Origin of the sequence: Pedobacter nyackensis (assembly GCF_032678475.1) — a bacterium.
Taxonomy (GTDB): Bacteria; Bacteroidota; Bacteroidia; order Sphingobacteriales; family Sphingobacteriaceae; genus Pedobacter; species Pedobacter nyackensis_A.
On sequence record NZ_JAVTSF010000003.1, the window covers coordinates 689,587 to 708,667 of the forward strand.

Consider the following 19,081-nt stretch of genomic DNA (forward strand, 5'->3'; position numbering starts at 1 on the left):
TGCGACTAAATGGATTGTAGCCACGTTTTTGAATTTAAAGTTAATAGGTTAATTGTTGTTTTTGCGCTTTTTTTAGCGTTTTTAGCTGGTCCATCTGCCGCATTTGCCCAGGTTGATAGTTTGCAAACAACGGAAAGTGCTCATGCCGAAACTAAGGCTGAGAAGAAGTTTGATATTGGTAAGTTTGCTTTGCATCATATTGCCGATTCTCATAGCTGGCATGTTATCGGTGATACTTATATCAGTCTTCCGGTAATTTTGCATACCCCAAATGGTTTTGTGAACTTTAGTTCCGGAGATTTTAACCATGATGATAATGCTACTGTAGTAGTGGAGCGTAACGGACAGCGTTTTGTTAAATTTCATGAAAAAATTTACTATGCTTCTGATGTTGCGAATGCACATGGGCAGTATGTAGAGGTAGATGACAAACATCATGCGCTGAATAAACGTCCTTTGGATTTATCCATTACTAAGAACGTTTGTACGTTGTTTATATCTGTTATCGTTTTACTGATCGTATTCCTGAGTGTTGCGGGTAGTTATAGAAAACGTAAAGGCAAATCTCCAAAAGGATTGCAGTCATTTATGGAGCCAATTATTTTGTTCGTTCGTGATGATATTGCGAAGCCAAATCTTGGTCATAAATATGAGCGTTTTATGCCTTATTTGTTGACAGTGTTTTTCTTTATCTGGTTTAACAATACTTTAGGTTTGGTTCCATTCTTACCAGGAGGTGCAAACTTAACAGGTAATATTGCTGTAACCATGATCCTTGCATTGGCAACATTCGTGATTACTGTTGCTAATGGTAATAAATATTACTGGAAGCACATCTTTATGCCTGACGTACCATGGTGGATGTATATCGTTATGGTGCCGGTTGAAGTATTCGGTATTTTTACCAAGCCTATCGCCTTAATGATTCGTTTGTTTGCTAACATTACTGCGGGACACATTTTGGTGTTGTCATTAATCGGTCTTGTGTTTGTATTTGATAGTATTTATATAGCTCCTGTTTCTATTGCTTTTGCAGTTTTCATCGGCGCGATCGAACTACTGGTTGCATTTATCCAGGCGTTTATATTTACAATTTTGTCGGCCCTGTTTATCGGGATGGCAATTGAAGAACACCATTAATTAGAATTATTTTTTAACAACAATAAATATATAAAATCATGATTACAGGAAGTATTGCTGCAATTGGTGCAGGATTAGCTGCGATTGGCGCTGGTCTAGGTATCGGACGCATTGGTGGTTCAGCTATGGACGGTATTGCTCGTCAACCAGAGGCTGCATCTAAAATCCAAACTGCAATGTTAATCGCTGCTGCCTTCGTTGAAGCTGTTGCGCTTTTCGCAGTGGTTGTTGCCCTAATGGGTAATGGCTAAAAATGAATTTGTACCGGATTTAATATCCGGTACATTTTTTTGTTAAAGAAGAATAAAAATATATAATATATACTTAAATGGAATTATTAATACCTGAATTTGGCTTAGTTATCTTTCAATCGATAGCGTTTTTATTGCTAATGTTTTTATTGAGCAAATTCGCTTGGAAACCAGTATTGGCCGCAATTAAAGAACGTGAGCAAAATATTGATGAGGCATTAAACAAAGCAGAATTAGCGAAACAAGAAATGGCACGTTTAACTGCTCAAAACGAGGAGTTGATGAAAGAAGCGCGTGCTGAACGTGATTTGATTTTGAAAGAAGCTAAAACTTTAAAAGATAATATCGTTAATGAAGCTAAAACGCAAGCTCATAATGAAGGTGCTAAACTAATTGAAAAAGCTAAGATTGAGATCGAGAACCAAAAGAAAGCAGCATTGGCTGAATTGAAATCTCAGGTTTCAACTTTGTCTCTTGATATTGCTGAGCGTGTATTGCGTAACCAGCTTCAGGATAAAGCTAAACAAGAAGATTTAGTGGCTAACCTTTTAAAAGATGTTGAATTAAACTAATCTTTAGTTTAGTTAACTAGATATACCGTAAAAAATGTCAGAAAATAAAGCAGCATCGAGATACGCCAAATCATTAATTGATCTTTCAACAGAGCGCAATGCCCTGGAAGAAATTAAAAATGATATGGTCCTTTTAGAGCAAGTGATTAATCAGAACTCTGAATTGGAAGCCATCCTTAAGAACCCTATTGTTCCTTTGGATAAAAAAGCAGGAATTCTGGAAAATGTTTTCGGAAGTAAAGTGAACGAAGTTACCAGGGCTTTCTTTAAACTTTTGGTAAATAAAGGCCGCTCTGCAATTATATTTGATATAACAAAAGCTTTTATTAGTCAATACAATGTCCTTAAAGGTATTGTAACTGCTGATGTAACTACTGCAACTGAACTTACTGCAGAGAGTAGAGCAGAGATTATTGCCATTGTAAAAAAAGAAAGTGGTGCCAATCAGGTTGTGATCAAAGAAAAAGTGAACGACAAATTAATTGGAGGCTTTATTTTGAAAGTTGGCGACAGGCAGTTTGATGCAAGTATTGCCAGCAGTTTAAGTAAACTTAAAAAAGAATTTGCCCAGGGTATTGTTTAACAAGGGCAAAATATAACAGATAACAAATACTGAATTTACAAAAGAAATAATATAAAATTATGGTAGAGGTAAGACCAGACGAAGTATCGGCAATTATCAGGCAGCAATTGGCGGGCTTCAAATCAGAAGCAGAACTTGAAGAAGTTGGTACCGTATTGCAAGTGGGCGATGGTATTGCCCGTGTTTATGGTTTAACTAAAGTTCAATCGGGCGAGTTAGTTGAATTCGAAACAGGCTTGCAAGGAATTGTTTTAAACCTTGAAGAAGATAATGTTGGTGTGGTACTATTAGGCCCGTCTGACAAAATCAAAGAAGGTGATACTATTAAACGTACTAAGAAAATCGCCTCTATCAAAGTTGGTGAAGGTATGTTAGGTCGCGTTGTAAACACAATGGGTGAACCAATTGATGGTAAAGGACCAATCATTGGTGAAACTTATGAAATGCCGATTGAGCGTAAAGCTCCTGGTGTAATCTATCGTCAGCCGGTTACTGAGCCTTTACAAACAGGTATCAAAGCGATTGACGGAATGATTCCAATCGGTCGTGGTCAGCGTGAGTTGGTTATTGGTGACCGTCAGATTGGTAAAACAGCTGTATGTATCGATACCATCATCAACCAAAAAGAATTTTACGAAGCAGGTAACCCTGTATTCTGTATATATGTAGCTTGCGGACAAAAAGCAAGTACAGTAGCAAACATTGTACGTACTTTAGAAGAAAACGGTGCAATGCCTTATACTGTAGTTGTTGCAGCTTCTGCTGCTGAGCCAGCTCCACTACAATTTTATGCTCCTTTCTCTGGCGCAGCTATCGGTGAGTTCTTCCGTGATACTGGAAGACCAGCTTTGATCGTTTACGATGATTTGTCTAAACAAGCTGTAGCTTACCGTGAGGTTTCTTTGTTACTTCGTCGTCCACCGGGTCGTGAGGCTTATCCAGGTGACGTGTTTTACTTACACAGTCGTTTATTAGAGCGTGCTGCAAAGATCAACTCAAACGACGAGATTGCCCGTGATATGAACGATCTTCCTGAGTCTATCAGAAGTATCGTTAAAGGTGGTGGTTCATTAACTGCGCTTCCGATTATCGAAACTCAGGCTGGTGACGTTTCTGCTTATATCCCTACGAACGTAATTTCAATTACTGACGGACAGATCTTCTTAGAATCTAACTTGTTTAACTCTGGTATTCGTCCGGCTATCAACGTGGGTATTTCGGTATCTCGTGTAGGTGGTAACGCACAGATCAAATCAATGAAGAAAGTTGCTGGTACTTTGAAATTAGATCAGGCACAATACCGTGAGTTAGAGGCATTCTCTAAATTCGGGTCTGACCTTGATGCAGCGACTAAATCTGTATTGGATAAAGGTGCCCGTAACGTGGAGATCCTTAAACAAGGTCAGTTCTCTCCTATGACTGTTGAGAAACAAGTTGCGATTATCTACATCGGTACTAAAAACTTAATGCGTTCTGTTCCTGTAAACAAAGTGAAGGAATTTGAAGCAGAATATTTACAACAACTGGAATTGCGTCATGCAGATACTTTAAAAGCTTTAAAAGCTGGTAAGTTTGATGATACCATTACAGGTGTATTGGAAACTGTAGCAAAAGAGCTTTCAAGTAAATACTAATTACCCCATACTGAACATTAAAAAAGAATGGCTAATTTAAAAGAAGTAAGAATTCGTATAGCATCAGTGCAATCTACACAGCAGATCACCAAAGCCATGAAAATGGTTTCGGCTGCTAAATTGAAACGTGCTACCAATGCTATTGTACAATTACGTCCCTATGCTACTAAGTTGAAAGAGATCCTTGGAAATCTTTCAGGAAGCTTAGAAGGATCAGCATCACCTTTTATACAAGAACGTGAGCCTAACAAGGTGTTAATTGTAGTAGTTTCATCTAACCGTGGTTTAGCGGGTGCGTTCAATATGAACGTAATTAAAACTACCAACAACTTAATTGCCGAGAAATACAGCGAGCAATACAAAAAAGGTAATGTAAGTATCGTAGCCATTGGTAAGAAGTCTCAGGATTTTTATGAGAAACGCGGTTACAACGTTATTGGTAACAACAACGAGGTGTATGCTGCACTAACTTTTGAAAATGTAACTAAAATTACTGACGCCATCATGGCCGGTTTTGTAAAAGGTGAGTTTGATAAAGTAGAATTGGTTTACAACAGGTTTAAAAATGCAGCAGTTCAGATTTTAACTACTGAACAATTGTTGCCTTTGCCAAAAGCTGAGCCGGAAGCAGTAACTACAAAAGCGTCAAAAATAGATTATATTCTTGAGCCTGCTCAGAAAGAGATCGTTGAACAGTTGATTCCTAAATCGGTTAAAATTCAATTGTATAAAGCAGTGTTGGACTCTCATGCATCTGAACACGGTGCACGTATGACTTCAATGGATAAAGCAACTGAAAATGCTGGTGATTTGTTAAAAGCGTTAAAGCTTTCTTACAACCAGGCACGTCAGGCTGCAATTACCACAGAGCTTACAGAGATTGTAAGTGGTGCTGCAGCATTGAACGGTTAATCAGCCCAAAATATCGTAAAAAGGCCCTTACCAAAAATTGGTAGGGGCCTTTTTCTGTTTGCGTGGTTTGGTATTGTACTTATAGTTGAGAAACTTTGGTTAGCGCATGCATAACGATAATTCGATTTTTAGGAGTTGCAGCTATTCCATGTACAGCTCCTAAGGATAGGAAAATGGAAATTTTTGTTTTGGATAAGGAAGCTGGATTAGATGTCGGACATACAGCAATTAAAATTGGTGGTAAGGTTTACGGATATTGTCCATCTGACGATAATAATAACCAAATTTATGATGTTTCGGAATTATTTGGAAGTAAGGGAGCTAAGTAAGTGGGTTTAGTCCTTCTAGGTTATCGAGTGTTTTAGGTTCATCTCAAAATAGTGATGTTGTTTCAAAGATAACAAGGTTTAGAATCGAAGGGAAATGAAGTACAATATAATATTTATAGGATTTTTTATTCTAGTCTCTTGTACTAGAGTGATCGAGGAAAAAAAATTGGTAGAAATGTTCAATAGCAAAGATAAAAGACAACTTTTAACAGCAATTGACTATGTTTCTGACCATCATCAAGTTCATATGGTAAAGTGTTTATTGTCTGATGCTTTAGATCCTAGAATCGTTCATGATGTACGTTATAAAGGGATGTCAATATATCAAATAAAAATGGGAGCTATGCAGAAATTGACAGGTGTTAAACCGGTTAAAAAAATAACATACAGACCAGATTCATCTGTTGTTGACTTTTATCTTGAAATTTCCGTGAAGAATGGATGGATAAATTAAATAGCCCCCGCTGTTCCAAACAATCTGTCATTGGCAATACTTTAAATAATTGACGTGACTGTTGGTTTTTAGGTAATTAATCTTAATTTTGTCGCATAAATAGAAATCGCATGGAACAGACACCAAAACACAATACAGAGAGCATGAAAAGAGCTAACGAGACTTCAATTTATATATTGATGGTCGTAGGGGTACTAATCAGTATGGTTGGCGTTTATTTACGTTTTGCTGGTGATTCAACTACTTTGTCTATTGTTTCATGGGTAATTTTATTCGTAGGTTCAATTGTCGCTTGTAAAGGCGTATTCAAAATATTAGACGCTTAATAAAAAGTCGTTTTTAAAGGAAATGTCCCAATTGGTTTTAGCCGGTTGGGACATTTTTTTTGTAATAATTATGTTATCCAGCCTTTTGTAAGGTTACCTATTGATACATCTGGTATTAATTGTAAAACAATCAAATATTTAACCTGATGGAACCTGTATGATGCAATTCGCAAAACATTCTGGATAAGCTGAGCAAGCTTCATCGCTGTTAAAAACAAACCACATACTTATGAAAAAATACTTAATTTATTGCGTATTCGCGATAACGGCTTTCGGCTGCAATCAATCGGAGAAAATGGGTGAGTCATCCGCAGAGATCCTGGACAAAATTGAAAACGGAGATACCGTAATGGAAGCGAAAATCATCAAGACCGCCGACATGAAATTCAGGGTTAAAGATGTGCAAAGTACCAAAGAGAAACTTTCCGCAATACTAAAAGCAGAGGGTGGTACAATTGCTGAATTTACCATCAGCAGCAATATTCAGAATACTGAAAAAGTAAAGTATACTGCAGACTCTCTGCTCGAACTTACGTCCTACCGTACGGAAGGTGTAATTATTGCTAAAGTTCCTTCCGAGAAGTTGGACGACTTTACCAATAAGGTAGCAAGAATGGCAGTGTTTGTAGACAACCAGTCGATGAAGTTTGATGACCAGAGCCTGAGTTACCTCACAAACGAATTAAAGAGCATTAACAGGGCTGAAGTAGTTGCTACTATAAAAGAACAGCAAAGTAAGCAAAAGGCAGCTTCAGCGTCAAAAAGCGTAGACCAGCAACTTACCCTGAAAGATGAGTATGTAGATCGTAAAATGCAGAATATGTCTATCGACAGCCGGGTAGAATATAGTGATGTAAGTCTTAATTTCTATCAGGATAATACGGTTAAACAGTTAATCGTTGGTAATGATAGCTTATCTGATTACAAACCTCCTTTCTTTCAGCGCCTGGTTTTAAACCTGCAAAATGGCTGGTTTATATTCAAGGAATTGGTCCTGCTACTTTTCAATATGTGGTCTATACTTGTACTAATTGTCGCAGGGTACTTTGGTTATCGTTATTACAAAAAACAACAAAAGAAAAATCTACTGACTTAAAAGAAGACTTCGGATTATTTTATCCGTTTTTTGTTGTCGCTAACAAAAGATTCCCATCCGGAGTAGGTTTTACCCTTGCCTGCAGTTGATATCTTTTGAAAGGAATGACATACAGCCACGGCTAATCCATCGGTAGCATCTAAAAATTCAGGTGTTTCCTTAAAATTTAGTAGTCTTTGTAACATGGCTGCCACCTGTTCTTTTCCAGCACTTCCATTGCCTGTAATAGATTGTTTGATCTTGCGCGGTGCATACTCATTGATGGGGATATTTCTGGATAAGGCGGCAGCCATTGCAATACCCTGGGCACGTCCCAGCTTCAGCATCACCTGGATATTCTTCCCATAAAAAGGGGCTTCCAATGCCATGGTATCAGGTTTGTACTCGTCAATGAGTTTAACTGTCTTTTCGAAAATGCGTTGTAGCTTTAAAAAATGATCATCCAGATGGTCCATTCTAACAATGCCCATAGTGATCAACTCTATCTTGCTTCCCTTTTCCAGTATAACTCCGTAACCCATTATCGAGGTTCCCGGATCTATACCCATAATCACCCTTTCCTTTTTTTCAGCCAACATAAAACAATATTAAGCATATTTGCACAGAGTAAAAGTAAAAAAGTTGACATCCAATTATAAAAAAGTACTATCATACATTCTTAAAGCAGCAATTGTAATTTTTGCATTCGGTTTTGTATATAAGAAATTAGCGTCTAATGAGAATTTAAAGGAGTTTAATCATCTTTTAAAAGAGATCCCTCAGCAGGAAATTATCCTTGTACTTGGCTTCGTGTGTTTTTTGATGCTGGTAAACTGGGGTATTGAAGCACTAAAATGGAAAAGGTTAATTGCCCGTGTTGAACAGATCAGTATCTGGAGAGCGATAGAATCTGTCTTTTGTGGATTAACCTGGGCAGTGTTTACACCCAATCGAATTGGGGAATATGGAGGGCGCGTGTTTTTCCTTTCACCTAAACGGCGGATTATAGGGGTAGTGGCCATGGCTGTTGGTAATATTGGGCAGATGGTACTAACCAATGTTTTTGGTGCCATAGCGGTTTGTATTTTTCTTTACAGGTTTGTACCGCTTGACTATAGGTTGTTTTATTCGCTGGTGGCGTTGACCCTCATGTTCTGTACATTTTTTATTATATTTTATTTTAACATCAGGTGGCTTAATGGCATTTTACTCTCCATGCGCTTTACCCGTAAATACAAAAAGTTCTATAGCATTTTAGGTCGGTATAGTAAGAAAGAACTTCTAAATATCCTGCTGTTTTGTCTTGCTCGTTATATTGTTTTCAGCTCTCAGTATTTTATCTTGTTTTTCTGGTTAATCCCTCAGATTAATTATATGGATATTTTAATGATGGTGAGTATATTGTTCTTTGTACAATCAACTTTGCCGTCGCTTGATCTTTTTGATATTGGTGTAAGAAGTGTTACTGCTTCTTATTTTTTTAGTTTTGTAACGAAGCAGGATGTAGCCGTTATTGCATGTACAGCGAGTATATGGCTTATAAATATTATAATTCCTGCTATATTGGGATCTTATTTTGTGTTTAAACTTAATTTTTTTGGAAGTACTCAGCGTAATTAGTTATCTCTCCTCATTTTTAACGGTCCTGTATGTGGTTGTCGTAATTGCTTTTATAAAAGGCTGGCATAAACTCGTGTACTTTAAACCGAAAGGCGAACCGTTAAACACAAAAGTATCGGTACTTGTTGCTGCCCGAAACGAAGCAGAAAGTATTTCGAAGACGATTGAAGCCCTGATCGCACAGCGATACGATAAAACGCTTACAGAAATTATATTTATTGATGACCACTCTACCGACAACACTGCGGGAATCATCAGTGCTTATGCGGAGTCTGGCGTGAAGTTGATCCGTTTAAATGAAGATCAACCTTTAAATTCTTATAAGAAGAAGGCAATACAAACTGCCATCGCCCAGGCTAGTGGAACGTTAATCGTTACTACCGATGCGGATTGCAGAATGGGACCCGATTGGTTAAGCACCATTGTTAGCTTTTATGAAACGCATCAAAATAAAATGATTTCATCGCCCGTATCTTACTACGAAGAAAAGACTTTTTTTGAACGGGCACAAACGCTTGAGTTTTTATATTTAATCGGTTTGGGCGCATCAACAATTGGAAATAAAAAGCCTTCCACATGTAACGGTGCCAACCTGGCTTACGAGCGGGCAGCATTTTATGAGGTCGGCGGTTTTAAAGGTATTGATGATTTGGCTTCAGGTGATGATGAATTACTATTACATAAAATGGCGGCCAGGTACGATGGTAATATCGGATTTTTGAAAAATGAAGATGCCATAGTGTATACCCATCCAAAAGCGACATTGAAGGAGTTTATTCAACAGCGTAAACGCTGGGCATCAAAAAGTACCCGATATAAAAACAAATCTATCATTGTATTGGGCGTTTGTATCTGGTTGTTCAACCTGAGCATCCTGGTAAATTTAGGCATTGGGCTGTTTGCTGGTTTTTATTTTAAACTGGCCATTTTTCAGTTGATAGCGAAAATGCTTGTCGAATTCTTATTTTTATACGACGTAACCACCTTTGCAAAGAGAAAGAAACTACTGACTTTGCTGCCGGTGTTAAATGTTCTGCACATCTTGTACATTGTATATATTGGAATTGCAGGAAATACAGGGAAATATAACTGGAAAGGCCGAATGGTAAGGTAATGGATTTCATCAACACTCCTTCAGGAAAAATATGGAAGCGTTTTAAGAAAAACAGAATGGCTTTCGGAGGATTGTTATTTATTCTATTATTAGCCGTGATGGGGATTTTAGGTTATCTCATTACACCTGATAAAACCCCAATGGCGAATAGCATGCACTTGCAGCTGAGCAACAAAAAGCCGGGTAGAACATTTCACTTTTTAATCATTACTAAAAAAGACGTTGGAAAGGTAAATTTCCTGGAATGTATGCTGTATGGACAGGAGGCAGATTTTAAAAGTATTCCCATTACTTCTTACAGGGAAGAAAACGGTAAAGTGTACGCAAGGGAATACATTGGCGATGATGAGCAGGCTGAAGAAAGCGTTTATCCCTTTTTGGGACCCGATCAGCAATATCAGCAAACCTTTTGGCTGGGTACTGATACTTATGGGCGCGATATGCTGAGTAGATTAATTCTGGGCATCAGGGTCTCTTTATCCGTAGGTTTAATGGCGGTATTGATCTCTTTGTTTATCGGTGTTACTTTAGGAGCACTTGCAGGCTATTATGGCGGAAAAACAGATGCTGCTATCAGTTGGTTTATGAATGTTATCTGGTCGCTACCTTCGTTGTTATTGGTTATTGCCATTTCATTTGCCTTAGGAAAGGGTTTCTGGCAGATATTTATTGCCGTAGGCTTGTCCACCTGGGTAGATGTGGCAAGGTTGGTGCGCGGACAAGTGATGGCCCTGAAAGAAGTTGAATTTGTAGAGGCATCCAAAGCATTGGGCTTTTCTACATCAAGAATAATCGGCAAACATATTTTGCCAAATATAGCCGGGCCTATACTTGTGGTGGCATCTGCAAATTTTGCCGCAGCTATATTACTGGAAACCGGGCTTAGTTTTCTTGGCTTCGGGGCGCAACCGCCTATGCCTAGCTGGGGCACAATGATTAAAGAACACTATGCTTATATCATTATGGATGCAGCTTATCTGGCGCTATTGCCAGGATTAGCCATTATGTCAACCGTTTATGCTTTTAACTTATTGGCTATCGGACTTCGCGATGCATTTGATGTAAAATCTCAGCATATATCTGTGTAGTTTAGCTGTCGGATTTACTAACTTTGAACAGTATGCTATTAAACTGTTATCAGCAAGAATTTATAGAAGCAGGATGTGATGAAGCGGGCAGGGGCTGCCTGGCTGGGCCTGTATTCGCCGCCGCAGTAATTTTACCACCTGATTTTGTCGCCGGAGAACTCAACGATTCCAAGAAACTCAATCATCAGCAACGTGAAAAGTTAAGGCTGATTATAGAACAGGAGGCTATTGCCTGGGCCGTTGCCGAAGTAGATAACATCGAAATTGATAAGATCAATATCCTCAATGCCTCTTTTCTGGCCATGCATAGGGCCATAGAAAAACTGAAGGTGCAACCTCAGTATTTAAGTATCGACGGAAATCGTTTTAAAAAATACCCTGATATTCCCCATGCCTGTATTGTAAAAGGGGATGGTAAGTATTTAAATATCGCAGCTGCGTCGATCCTTGCTAAAACCCATAGAGATGAGTTTATGGAGCGTATTGCTGCTGAATATCCGCATTACCAATGGCATCAAAATAAGGGATATCCAACTATAGCACACAGATCTGCCGCATTGGACCATGGATTATCGCCATACCACCGTAAAACTTTTACAGTCAGCGCTCCTCAGCTAAAGCTGTTTTCAGAAATAGAGGGATAATTCGTATTTTCACATATTGAAAACGCTGATATTAACAAATAGAGTCCCTTTTCCACCCAATAGTGGATATCCTATAGTGGTTTACAATACCATTAAAGGGCTGTTAAAACTCGGGGTAGAAATTACCTTATTTAGTATCAACACCAATAAGCACCGGGTGGACGTAGATGATATTTATGATCCCATTTTTGAACAAATACAATTTCACTCTTTTAGCCTCGATACCGAGGTAAATGTATGGGGCGCTTTCCTTAATATCTTTTCTGATCAATCGTATAATGTATCCCGTTTTTTTGACGAGGATGCTGCAAGAATGCTGGAAGAGGTTTTGAAAGAAAATGAATTTGATGTGATTCAGTTTGAGGGGTTGTTTGTAGTTCCTTACCTGGATGTGGTAAAAGCGAACAGCTCTGCTAAAGTGATCTATAGGGCGCATAACATTGAATTTGATGTTTGGGAGCGTATCGCCATGCGCGAGCAGTTTACCCCCAGAAGAAAGTATCTGCAGTTTCTGGCACGACGCCTGAAATATTATGAAACTGAGCAGATCAATCGCTTTCATCAGGTCTTTGCTATTAGTGAGCCCGACAGACAACACATTGTAAAGTTTGGTTGCGAAACCGCATTGGATGTTTTTCCCGTAGCGATCGACTTCGAAAAGTATGTAATCAATCAGCCCCCGGCAGGGTTCCCTACATTATTTCATCTGGGTGCTATGGACTGGCGACCTAATAAAGAAGGTTTGGAATGGTTTCTGGATGAAATATGGCCCGATATTGAAAAATTGAACAGTGAGCTTCGTTTCTATATTGCCGGCAAACACATGCAACGCGAGTTCTTTGAGTATGATTCTGAAAACCTTGTGGTTGAAGGGGAAATATTTGATGCCGTTGAGTTTATAAACTCTAAATCTATTATGATTGTCCCATTGCTTTCTGCAAGTGGTATGCGTGTTAAAATTATAGAAGGGATGGCCATGCGCAAGTGTATTATTGCAACAAGTATGGCAGCCGAAGGGATCAGGTGTGAACACGGTAAAGACATCCTCATCGCCAATACTGCAGATGAATTTTACAGGTCTATATTGCAATGTATCACCAACCCAAAAAAGTGGCGTGAAATAGGAGATAATGCCCGTAAAACCGTAGAAAGAGATCACGATATCAATACCATTTCCCAAAGGATGTTGAATGTCTACCAAAAATTAATTAGTGCCTAAATTTATATACCTTTGCCACGCTTTTATTTATAACAAAACTGTATGAAGAATACCGCACTAACCGATAAACACATTTCATTGGGCGCCAAGATGGTGCCTTTTGCAGGATACAACATGCCTGTACAATATGAGGGTATAAACGCAGAGCACGCAACCGTAAGAAATGGTGTGGGTGTTTTTGATGTAAGCCACATGGGTGAATTCATCATAAAAGGCGAAAATGCTTTAGATTTAATTCAACGCGTAACCAGTAACGATGCCTCAAAGTTATACGATGGTAAAGTTCAATATTCGTACCTGCCAAATGAAAATGGTGGTATTGTAGATGATTTACTGGTATATCGCATTGATGAATTAACCTACATGTTGGTTGTAAATGCCTCAAACATAGAAAAAGACTGGAACTGGATTCAAAAGTTCAACACTAAAAATGTTGAAATGATCAATATTTCTGATAGGACTTCTTTATTGGCAGTTCAGGGACCAAAAGCTGCTGAAGCTTTGCAAAGCTTAACGGATGTTGACCTGGCTTCAATGGAGTATTACAACTTCGTAAAAGGACAGTTTGCTGGAATTGATAACGTTGTAATTTCTGCAACAGGTTATACTGGTGCCGGAGGTTTTGAGGTTTATTTCGATAATGAGCATGCTGATGCAATTTGGGATGCTATTTTTGAAGCAGGTAAGCCATTTAACATTAAACCAATTGGTTTAGGTGCCAGAGATACCCTGCGTTTGGAAATGGGTTTCTGTTTGTATGGAAACGACATCGATGATACCACTTCTCCAATTGCAGCCGGATTAGGATGGGTAACCAAATTCTCTAAAGCATTCACCAATTCTGAAGCTTTACTAGCTGAAAAAGAAGCCGGTGTAGCACGCAAGTTAATTGGTTTTGAAATGATTGACAGAGGTATTCCTCGTCATGATTATGAAATTGTAAATGCAGAAGGTGAAGTGATCGGTAAAGTGACTTCAGGTACACAGTCGCCATCCCTGCAAAAAGCAATTGGAATGGGATACATCGATAAAGGAATGGCCAAAGAAGGTACAGAGATCTTTATTAATATCCGGAACAATAAAATTAAAGCTAAAGTAGTTAAATTCCCATTTTATAAATAACCGTATTTTAAACCCATCTAATATCTGCAGATGCCTCACCAAAAAAGCATAGAAGTTTGTTTAACGCCCGCATTATTAAACTTGTACAATACCAGTAACAGCGTTGTTGTGGTGATTGATATTTTAAGAGCAACATCATCTATGGTGTATGGCATTGATAACGGAGCAAATGCAATTATCCCGGTTTCGCAGGTAGAAGACTGTTTAAATTACGCTGATCAGGGATTTTTACTGGCAGCAGAGCGAAATGGAGAAGTTGTGGAAGGCTATGACTTCGGCAATTCTCCATTTTCCTATAGTGCTGAAAAGGTCAAAGGAAAAACCATCGTGTTGACCACCACTAACGGCACTAAAGCATTACACATGGCCCGCGAGCAGGCGCATCAGGTAGTTATCGGTTCTTTCCTTAATTTAAATGCCCTGTGCCAATGGCTTAAAGTTCAGGAAAAGGATGTGCTGTTGCTATGTGCCGGCTGGAAAGATAAGTTTAACCTTGAAGATACATTATTTGCAGGTGCAGTTGTGAACGAATTGCGCAAAGACTTCACACATTTTGACGACTCGTGTGTAGCGGCAGAAGACCTTTACCTACTGGCAAAAGACGACCTTCGCGCTTACCTTCATAAATCTTCTCATAGCCATCGTTTGGCCGAGCTAAACATTGAAGAAGATGTGAAATTTTGTTTACAGCTTAATATTTGTGAAGCGATACCTGTATTAACTGGTGATGAACTGGTTGCTTTAAAGGCTCAGTTCGCTTAAAATTGTACTCTTTCTTATAGTTTTCAGAGCCTCTTCATAAGCCAGCCAATAAATGGTTTCGGCCTTGGCCATGTCAAAAGCATTGATATTGCCCATGCCTTTGGGCTCTATCAGAATGTTGCAGATAGCGGCCTTTTGTTCCATGTCTTTATTAATCGCCATAATGGTGGCCCTGGTTACCAATGATCTGAAAGTGTTGACTTTATCAACTGAACTTAAGTGGTTACAGGACGATCCAACAATGAAATCGCAGTCTTCCACCAATGGTTCTACAGGAAAATTGTTCAAAACGCCACCATCAACATACATTTTCCCATCAATCACAATGGGGTTGAAAATGCCAGGAATACAGCATGAGGCCTGTATAGCCTTGATAATTGATCCCTTTTTAAAGTAAACGAGTTTACCATCGCTAAAATTGGTCGCAGCAATGGTAAGCGGGATTTTTAAATTCTCCATTTTATCATCAGGGAAATAAGACTTCAATAAATCAGCAGTATGTTCAATATTGATCAGTCCTGAATTTCCTATCGCGGGTCGTATAAAGCGGAGAAGTTTGGTTTTTATAAAGATATTTAAGCTTTCTTCAGGGTCTATGCCTGCTGCATAAAATGCACCGGCTATTGATCCGGCACTGGTCCCACTAATGTGACTAAATTGTATGCCTGCATTTATAAAAGCCTTTAAAACGCCTAAGTGTGCAATGCCGCGGATGCCTCCTCCCGATAAAACGATACCAACTTTTGCCATGTGAATGCTTAAAGTTAAACTACTTGGGTTTGTACTTTGAAACCTGTAATATTTTTTGCGGGTCTTTTTCTGTCATTAACTGCGGTAAAGTAACTGACGGATTTTCCTGCATATATCTTCTAACAATTTGCCAGCCAGTCCATACGCCTAACTTCGGGGCCGACTCATTTTTTTCACCCAAACCTGGGGTAAAAGGACCTTCACCTAAAAGTACCTGTATTTTTTGATAGTCCGTTTCAAATAACAAATCGTTTTCCAGGTAATAACCCCATATTTCTTTTTCAAATGTTTTACACCACTCCAATTGTTTGCCTGTATAACCGATTTTAACGGAATCAGGTACATTGTCAGCTAAAACCTGATCCATAAAATATAGAATCTTACCATTGTGTATCATTTTCGCCAGCAAGGTTCTGTCGGCATCACGCTCTGTAAACAGTTCTTCCCTTGCATAAGTTTCCGTTACTCTTGGTACAATATACTCTGGCGTAAAGCGTCTGGATAGATAAACTGGTACACTTTCTACTATAGCTGGGTAAAACTGACTGTTTTTACCCAGAAACATATCCAGACCTATGCCTATATAATCGTTGCCAATTGGAGTTTGTACCGCAAAGCCCGAAATAAAAGTAATAAAGCGAGGTACCTGTGCTTTAGGGTAGTAGTATTTGATGTACTTGAAAGTTTGTGTCAGCTCTTTTTCAATCGGCCTGAGGTCAGTAAAAACACTGTCTTTTTCTCTCGTTAAATCCTCATAAGCCTGGTCGTTAAATAGGGTCGTTAGTATTTGTGCATTGCTGTACTCATAATTACCCACCATCTGATGCATAAAATCATCATAGAACATGCCATACTTTTTCTGCAACAGCTGATCTGTTTGCTTTAAATCCTTTGATTTACCTGCGTAAAGATCCTGGTCAAAACGTTCAATTTTTATATCCAGTTTGATATGGTCTACATCAGGCTTTGTATCCTGTTTGCAGGAAAGAAAAGTTAATATAAATAGAAAAAATAGATAGCTTTGGCTGAATTTTACGTTATAGTAGTTCATGATAAGCAAATATAAACGAAGTTTATACAAGCTTTTGCACCAAAATAGAAAATACCCAATGAAAAGATTACTCCTAAGCTTAACACTCCTACTTCTAACAGGCCAGCTTTTTGCACAATATTCACTGCCATCTTACGACTTCCGACTGGGCTTTACCGCACATCCAACCATAGGCTGGGTTAAGCCGGAGACCGGTAAAACCAATAGTATTGCTTTGGGCTTTTCGTATGGTTTAATGGCTGATTTTAATTTTGCTGAAAACTATGCCTTTGCTACCGGGTTAACAATTACAACGATTAATGGTAAAAGTACAGAGATAAATGTGCCTCCTTATTATGATGGATCAGCAGGACAGACGGCCTATGATTTAAGGTATAAATTACAGTATATTGAAGTACCGCTGACCTTGAAACTGAAAACGGATAAGATGGGAGAAGTAAAATGGTATGGGCAATTCGGATTGTCTAACGGTTTTAATATAGGTGCCAGGCAGTCTGCAAAAGCTGATGGTAAAACTAATGTTGATAACCAGGGCATTTCAAAGCAGACCAACTTTTACAGGGCCGGCCTGATATTGGGTGCCGGTGGTGAATTTGATGTTGCCAGGCATACCAGTATCACCATGGGATTAACTTTAAACAATGGTTTTACAGATATTACAGACGATAAAAGCCGTAAGGTAAGAAATCACTATCTTGGCCTCAATTTTGGCGTTTTCTTTTAATAGATTCGTCATCCTGAATTTTTTAGCAGTTCTAAAAAACAGACATTTGTAGCTTAAATTTAAACAAACTATGAAAATAGCGTTAGCACAACTCAATTATCACATCGGTAATTTCGAATACAATACAAATAAGATCATTGAAAACATTGAATTGGCCAAAGCCAAAGGTGCCGATCTTGTAGTATTTGCCGAGTTGGCTATCTGTGGTTATCCACCACGCGATTTTCTGGAGTTTGACGAGTTTATTGAGCTTTGTGAAGATGCAGCCCATAAAATTGCAGTACATTGTCATGGTATCGCCTGTATTGTAGGTCTACCTGTTAAAAATGACGTGCTTGCAGGCAAAGATCTGTATAATGCAGCCTATTTTATCGAAGATGGCAGTTTTAAACGGGTCGTGAAAAAAGCCCTGTTGCCTAATTATGATGTGTTTGATGAATACCGTTATTTCGAACCGGCAAAGAATTTTGAATGTGTAGATTTTAAAGGGATCAAGATTGCTGTAACCATTTGTGAAGATCTTTGGAACATCAATAACAACCCGCTTTATATCTCCTCGCCAATGGACGAGCTGACCAGGCAAAAGCCGAAGCTAATGATCAATATTGCCGCGTCACCGTTCTCTTATACACATGATGAAGAGCGTGTGGTTGTACTTTCTAATAATGCGAAGCGATATAACCTGCCCCTGTTGTATGTTAACCAGGTAGGGGCGCAAACCGAAATTATTTTCGACGGTGGATCTATGGCTTTTGATGCCAAAGGAAACCTGATCGATGAGATGCCTTACTTTAAAGAAGAGTTGCGCATCTACGAATTTGAAGACAATATTATTAAAGGACATGAGCCTATTCAGCAGCAGGCTGTCCCTGATACAGAACAAATTTACGAAGCACTGGTATTGGGCATAAAAGATTATTTCAATAAATCAGGCTTTAGTAAAGCTGTTCTGGGGCTATCCGGAGGTATTGATTCCGCAATTGTATGTGCCCTGGCTTGCCGTGCTTTAGGCCCTGAAAATGTAATGGCTGTACTAATGCCTTCAAAGTATTCTTCTGATCATTCCATCCAGGATGCTTTAGACCTGGTTAGTAATATTGGTTGTAACCACGAAATCATCCCTATAAAAGAAGTCGCCGATGCATTCGACCAGGTTATGGCCCCTACGTTCAATGGTCTTCCATTTAACCTTACCGAAGAAAATATTCAGGCCCGTTGCCGTGGCGTTATTGTAATGGCCATGTCCAACAAGTTCGGCTACATTTTATTGAATACATCTAACAAAAGTGAATGTGCGGTAGGGTATGGTACATTGTATGGCGACATGTGTGGTGCTATTGGTGTAATTGGTGATGTTTACAAAACCCAGGTATATGAACTGGCAAATTACATCAATAAAGACGGGATCGTGATTCCTGAAAACTCCATCATTAAACCACCTTCAGCAGAGCTCAGACCAGGTCAAAAGGATTCAGATTCTTTGCCTGATTACGATATCCTGGATAAAATATTGTTCCATTATATCGAACTGAAGCAGAGCTCAGCGGCTATTATTGCCAAAGGATATGATGAAGCACTGGTTAGACGGATCATTAAAATGGTAAATACCGCTGAATTTAAGCGATACCAAACACCTCCAATCCTGCGCGTATCATCTAAAGCATTTGGTATGGGCCGCAGAATGCCAATTGTAGGTAAGTATCTGTCTTAG

Annotated in this window: 22 protein-coding genes; 19 read left to right on the forward strand and 3 right to left on the reverse strand. The window is 38.8% G+C overall.

The genetic code is table 11. The features are described 5' to 3' along the window. The first annotated feature begins 9 nt into the window (after window positions 1-9). The 10 genes from atpB to R2Q84_RS13890 all read left to right on the forward strand — a co-directional run bounded on the left by atpB (window position 10) and on the right by R2Q84_RS13890 (window position 7,297). Entirely contained in the window at window positions 10-1,140 is a 1,131-nt protein-coding gene (atpB, locus tag R2Q84_RS13845; protein WP_316817148.1) for a F0F1 ATP synthase subunit A, read from the forward strand. Between the two features lie 41 nt (window positions 1,141-1,181). Then, window positions 1,182-1,391, forward strand: a complete 210-nt coding sequence (gene atpE, locus R2Q84_RS13850; RefSeq protein WP_062551197.1) for an ATP synthase F0 subunit C — start codon at window positions 1,182-1,184, stop codon at window positions 1,389-1,391. A gap of 77 nt (window positions 1,392-1,468) precedes the next feature. Continuing rightward, entirely contained in the window at window positions 1,469-1,963 is a 495-nt protein-coding gene (locus R2Q84_RS13855) for a F0F1 ATP synthase subunit B (protein WP_316817149.1), read from the forward strand. Between the two features lie 34 nt (window positions 1,964-1,997). Next, the gene (gene atpH / locus R2Q84_RS13860; protein ID WP_316817150.1) at window positions 1,998-2,546 is read left to right on the forward strand and encodes an ATP synthase F1 subunit delta; all 549 of its coding nucleotides are present in this window, start codon (window positions 1,998-2,000) and stop codon (window positions 2,544-2,546) included. Window positions 2,547-2,605: 59 nt separating this feature from the next. Continuing rightward, the gene (atpA, locus tag R2Q84_RS13865; protein ID WP_316817151.1) at window positions 2,606-4,180 is read left to right on the forward strand and encodes a F0F1 ATP synthase subunit alpha; all 1,575 of its coding nucleotides are present in this window, start codon (window positions 2,606-2,608) and stop codon (window positions 4,178-4,180) included. A 27-nt stretch (window positions 4,181-4,207) separates the two neighbouring features. Continuing rightward, window positions 4,208-5,092, forward strand: coding sequence for an ATP synthase F1 subunit gamma (atpG, locus tag R2Q84_RS13870; protein ID WP_316817152.1), 885 nt, complete (start codon window positions 4,208-4,210; stop codon window positions 5,090-5,092). 173 nt (window positions 5,093-5,265) lie between these two features. Continuing rightward, window positions 5,266-5,421, forward strand: coding sequence for a hypothetical protein (locus R2Q84_RS13875; protein ID WP_316817153.1), 156 nt, complete (start codon window positions 5,266-5,268; stop codon window positions 5,419-5,421). A 94-nt stretch (window positions 5,422-5,515) separates the two neighbouring features. Continuing rightward, the gene (locus R2Q84_RS13880; protein WP_316817154.1) at window positions 5,516-5,875 is read left to right on the forward strand and encodes a hypothetical protein; all 360 of its coding nucleotides are present in this window, start codon (window positions 5,516-5,518) and stop codon (window positions 5,873-5,875) included. Between the two features lie 110 nt (window positions 5,876-5,985). Further along, window positions 5,986-6,201 carry a hypothetical protein gene (locus R2Q84_RS13885; protein ID WP_316817155.1) on the forward strand — a complete coding sequence of 72 codons (216 nt, stop codon included), beginning with the start codon at window positions 5,986-5,988 and terminating at the stop codon, window positions 6,199-6,201. A 229-nt stretch (window positions 6,202-6,430) separates the two neighbouring features. Then, window positions 6,431-7,297 (forward strand): DUF4349 domain-containing protein, encoded by an 867-nt coding sequence (locus tag R2Q84_RS13890; protein WP_316817156.1) that lies wholly within the window; start codon window positions 6,431-6,433, stop codon window positions 7,295-7,297. Window positions 7,298-7,311: 14 nt separating this feature from the next. Here R2Q84_RS13890 and ruvC read toward each other — a convergent pair whose 3' ends face one another. Next, window positions 7,312-7,875, reverse strand: coding sequence for a crossover junction endodeoxyribonuclease RuvC (gene ruvC, locus R2Q84_RS13895; protein WP_316817157.1), 564 nt, complete (start codon window positions 7,873-7,875; stop codon window positions 7,312-7,314). 43 nt (window positions 7,876-7,918) lie between these two features. Between ruvC and R2Q84_RS13900 the strand changes: the two genes are divergently transcribed. From R2Q84_RS13900 to R2Q84_RS13930, 7 genes are read left to right on the forward strand one after another with little or no spacing between them, the layout of a single operon-like run. Beyond that, entirely contained in the window at window positions 7,919-8,896 is a 978-nt protein-coding gene (locus R2Q84_RS13900; protein ID WP_410478426.1) for a hypothetical protein, read from the forward strand. Then, window positions 8,874-10,010 (forward strand): glycosyltransferase family 2 protein, encoded by a 1,137-nt coding sequence (locus R2Q84_RS13905; protein WP_316817159.1) that lies wholly within the window; start codon window positions 8,874-8,876, stop codon window positions 10,008-10,010. The genes R2Q84_RS13900 and R2Q84_RS13905 overlap by 23 nt, the downstream gene beginning before the upstream one ends. Continuing rightward, window positions 10,010-11,098: an ABC transporter permease gene (locus R2Q84_RS13910; protein WP_316817160.1), complete on the forward strand. Its 1,089-nt coding sequence runs from the start codon at window positions 10,010-10,012 to the stop codon at window positions 11,096-11,098. The genes R2Q84_RS13905 and R2Q84_RS13910 overlap by 1 nt, the downstream gene beginning before the upstream one ends. Window positions 11,099-11,130: 32 nt before the next feature. After that, window positions 11,131-11,742 (forward strand): ribonuclease HII, encoded by a 612-nt coding sequence (locus R2Q84_RS13915; RefSeq protein WP_316817161.1) that lies wholly within the window; start codon window positions 11,131-11,133, stop codon window positions 11,740-11,742. 16 nt (window positions 11,743-11,758) lie between these two features. After that, window positions 11,759-12,961, forward strand: coding sequence for a glycosyltransferase family 4 protein (locus tag R2Q84_RS13920; RefSeq protein ID WP_316817162.1), 1,203 nt, complete (start codon window positions 11,759-11,761; stop codon window positions 12,959-12,961). A gap of 42 nt (window positions 12,962-13,003) precedes the next feature. Then, window positions 13,004-14,083: a glycine cleavage system aminomethyltransferase GcvT gene (gcvT, locus tag R2Q84_RS13925; protein ID WP_316817163.1), complete on the forward strand. Its 1,080-nt coding sequence runs from the start codon at window positions 13,004-13,006 to the stop codon at window positions 14,081-14,083. Window positions 14,084-14,113: 30 nt separating this feature from the next. Continuing rightward, window positions 14,114-14,845: a 2-phosphosulfolactate phosphatase gene (locus R2Q84_RS13930; RefSeq protein WP_316817164.1), complete on the forward strand. Its 732-nt coding sequence runs from the start codon at window positions 14,114-14,116 to the stop codon at window positions 14,843-14,845. Here R2Q84_RS13930 and R2Q84_RS13935 read toward each other — a convergent pair. Beyond that, a complete protein-coding gene (locus R2Q84_RS13935; RefSeq protein ID WP_316817165.1) occupies window positions 14,825-15,595 on the reverse strand; it encodes a patatin-like phospholipase family protein in 771 nt (256 codons plus the stop codon). The two genes, R2Q84_RS13930 and R2Q84_RS13935, sit on opposite strands and share 21 nt — an antisense overlap. Before the next feature lie 19 nt (window positions 15,596-15,614). Further along, window positions 15,615-16,646 carry a gliding motility lipoprotein GldB gene (gldB, locus tag R2Q84_RS13940; protein ID WP_316817166.1) on the reverse strand — a complete coding sequence of 344 codons (1,032 nt, stop codon included), beginning with the start codon at window positions 16,644-16,646 and terminating at the stop codon, window positions 15,615-15,617. A 58-nt stretch (window positions 16,647-16,704) separates the two neighbouring features. Between gldB and R2Q84_RS13945 the strand changes: the two genes are divergently transcribed. Both R2Q84_RS13945 and R2Q84_RS13950 read left to right on the forward strand, forming a co-directional pair. Next, entirely contained in the window at window positions 16,705-17,370 is a 666-nt protein-coding gene (locus tag R2Q84_RS13945; protein ID WP_316817167.1) for a porin family protein, read from the forward strand. A 70-nt stretch (window positions 17,371-17,440) separates the two neighbouring features. Further along, on the forward strand, window positions 17,441-19,081 hold the full coding sequence (locus R2Q84_RS13950) for an NAD+ synthase (protein ID WP_316817168.1): 1,641 nt from the start codon (window positions 17,441-17,443) through the stop codon (window positions 19,079-19,081).

Bases quoted from the DNA above. Each gene is read 5' to 3' on its own strand.
- atpB (WP_316817148.1), top strand. From the start codon at position 10: ATGGATTGTAGCCACGTTTTTGAATTTAAAGTTAATAGGTTAATTGTT.
- R2Q84_RS13855 (WP_316817149.1), top strand. From the start codon at position 1,469: ATGGAATTATTAATACCTGAATTTGGCTTAGTTATCTTTCAATCGATA.
- atpH (WP_316817150.1), top strand. From the start codon at position 1,998: ATGTCAGAAAATAAAGCAGCATCGAGATACGCCAAATCATTAATTGAT.
- atpA (WP_316817151.1), top strand. From the start codon at position 2,606: ATGGTAGAGGTAAGACCAGACGAAGTATCGGCAATTATCAGGCAGCAA.
- atpG (WP_316817152.1), top strand. From the start codon at position 4,208: ATGGCTAATTTAAAAGAAGTAAGAATTCGTATAGCATCAGTGCAATCT.
- R2Q84_RS13875 (WP_316817153.1), top strand. From the start codon at position 5,266: ATGGAAATTTTTGTTTTGGATAAGGAAGCTGGATTAGATGTCGGACAT.
- R2Q84_RS13880 (WP_316817154.1), top strand. From the start codon at position 5,516: ATGAAGTACAATATAATATTTATAGGATTTTTTATTCTAGTCTCTTGT.
- R2Q84_RS13885 (WP_316817155.1), top strand. From the start codon at position 5,986: ATGGAACAGACACCAAAACACAATACAGAGAGCATGAAAAGAGCTAAC.
- R2Q84_RS13890 (WP_316817156.1), top strand. From the start codon at position 6,431: ATGAAAAAATACTTAATTTATTGCGTATTCGCGATAACGGCTTTCGGC.
- ruvC (WP_316817157.1), bottom strand. From the start codon at position 7,875: ATGTTGGCTGAAAAAAAGGAAAGGGTGATTATGGGTATAGATCCGGGA.
- R2Q84_RS13910 (WP_316817160.1), top strand. From the start codon at position 10,010: ATGGATTTCATCAACACTCCTTCAGGAAAAATATGGAAGCGTTTTAAG.
- R2Q84_RS13915 (WP_316817161.1), top strand. From the start codon at position 11,131: ATGCTATTAAACTGTTATCAGCAAGAATTTATAGAAGCAGGATGTGAT.
- gcvT (WP_316817163.1), top strand. From the start codon at position 13,004: ATGAAGAATACCGCACTAACCGATAAACACATTTCATTGGGCGCCAAG.
- R2Q84_RS13930 (WP_316817164.1), top strand. From the start codon at position 14,114: ATGCCTCACCAAAAAAGCATAGAAGTTTGTTTAACGCCCGCATTATTA.
- R2Q84_RS13935 (WP_316817165.1), bottom strand. From the start codon at position 15,595: ATGGCAAAAGTTGGTATCGTTTTATCGGGAGGAGGCATCCGCGGCATT.
- gldB (WP_316817166.1), bottom strand. From the start codon at position 16,646: ATGAACTACTATAACGTAAAATTCAGCCAAAGCTATCTATTTTTTCTA.
- R2Q84_RS13945 (WP_316817167.1), top strand. From the start codon at position 16,705: ATGAAAAGATTACTCCTAAGCTTAACACTCCTACTTCTAACAGGCCAG.
- R2Q84_RS13950 (WP_316817168.1), top strand. From the start codon at position 17,441: ATGAAAATAGCGTTAGCACAACTCAATTATCACATCGGTAATTTCGAA.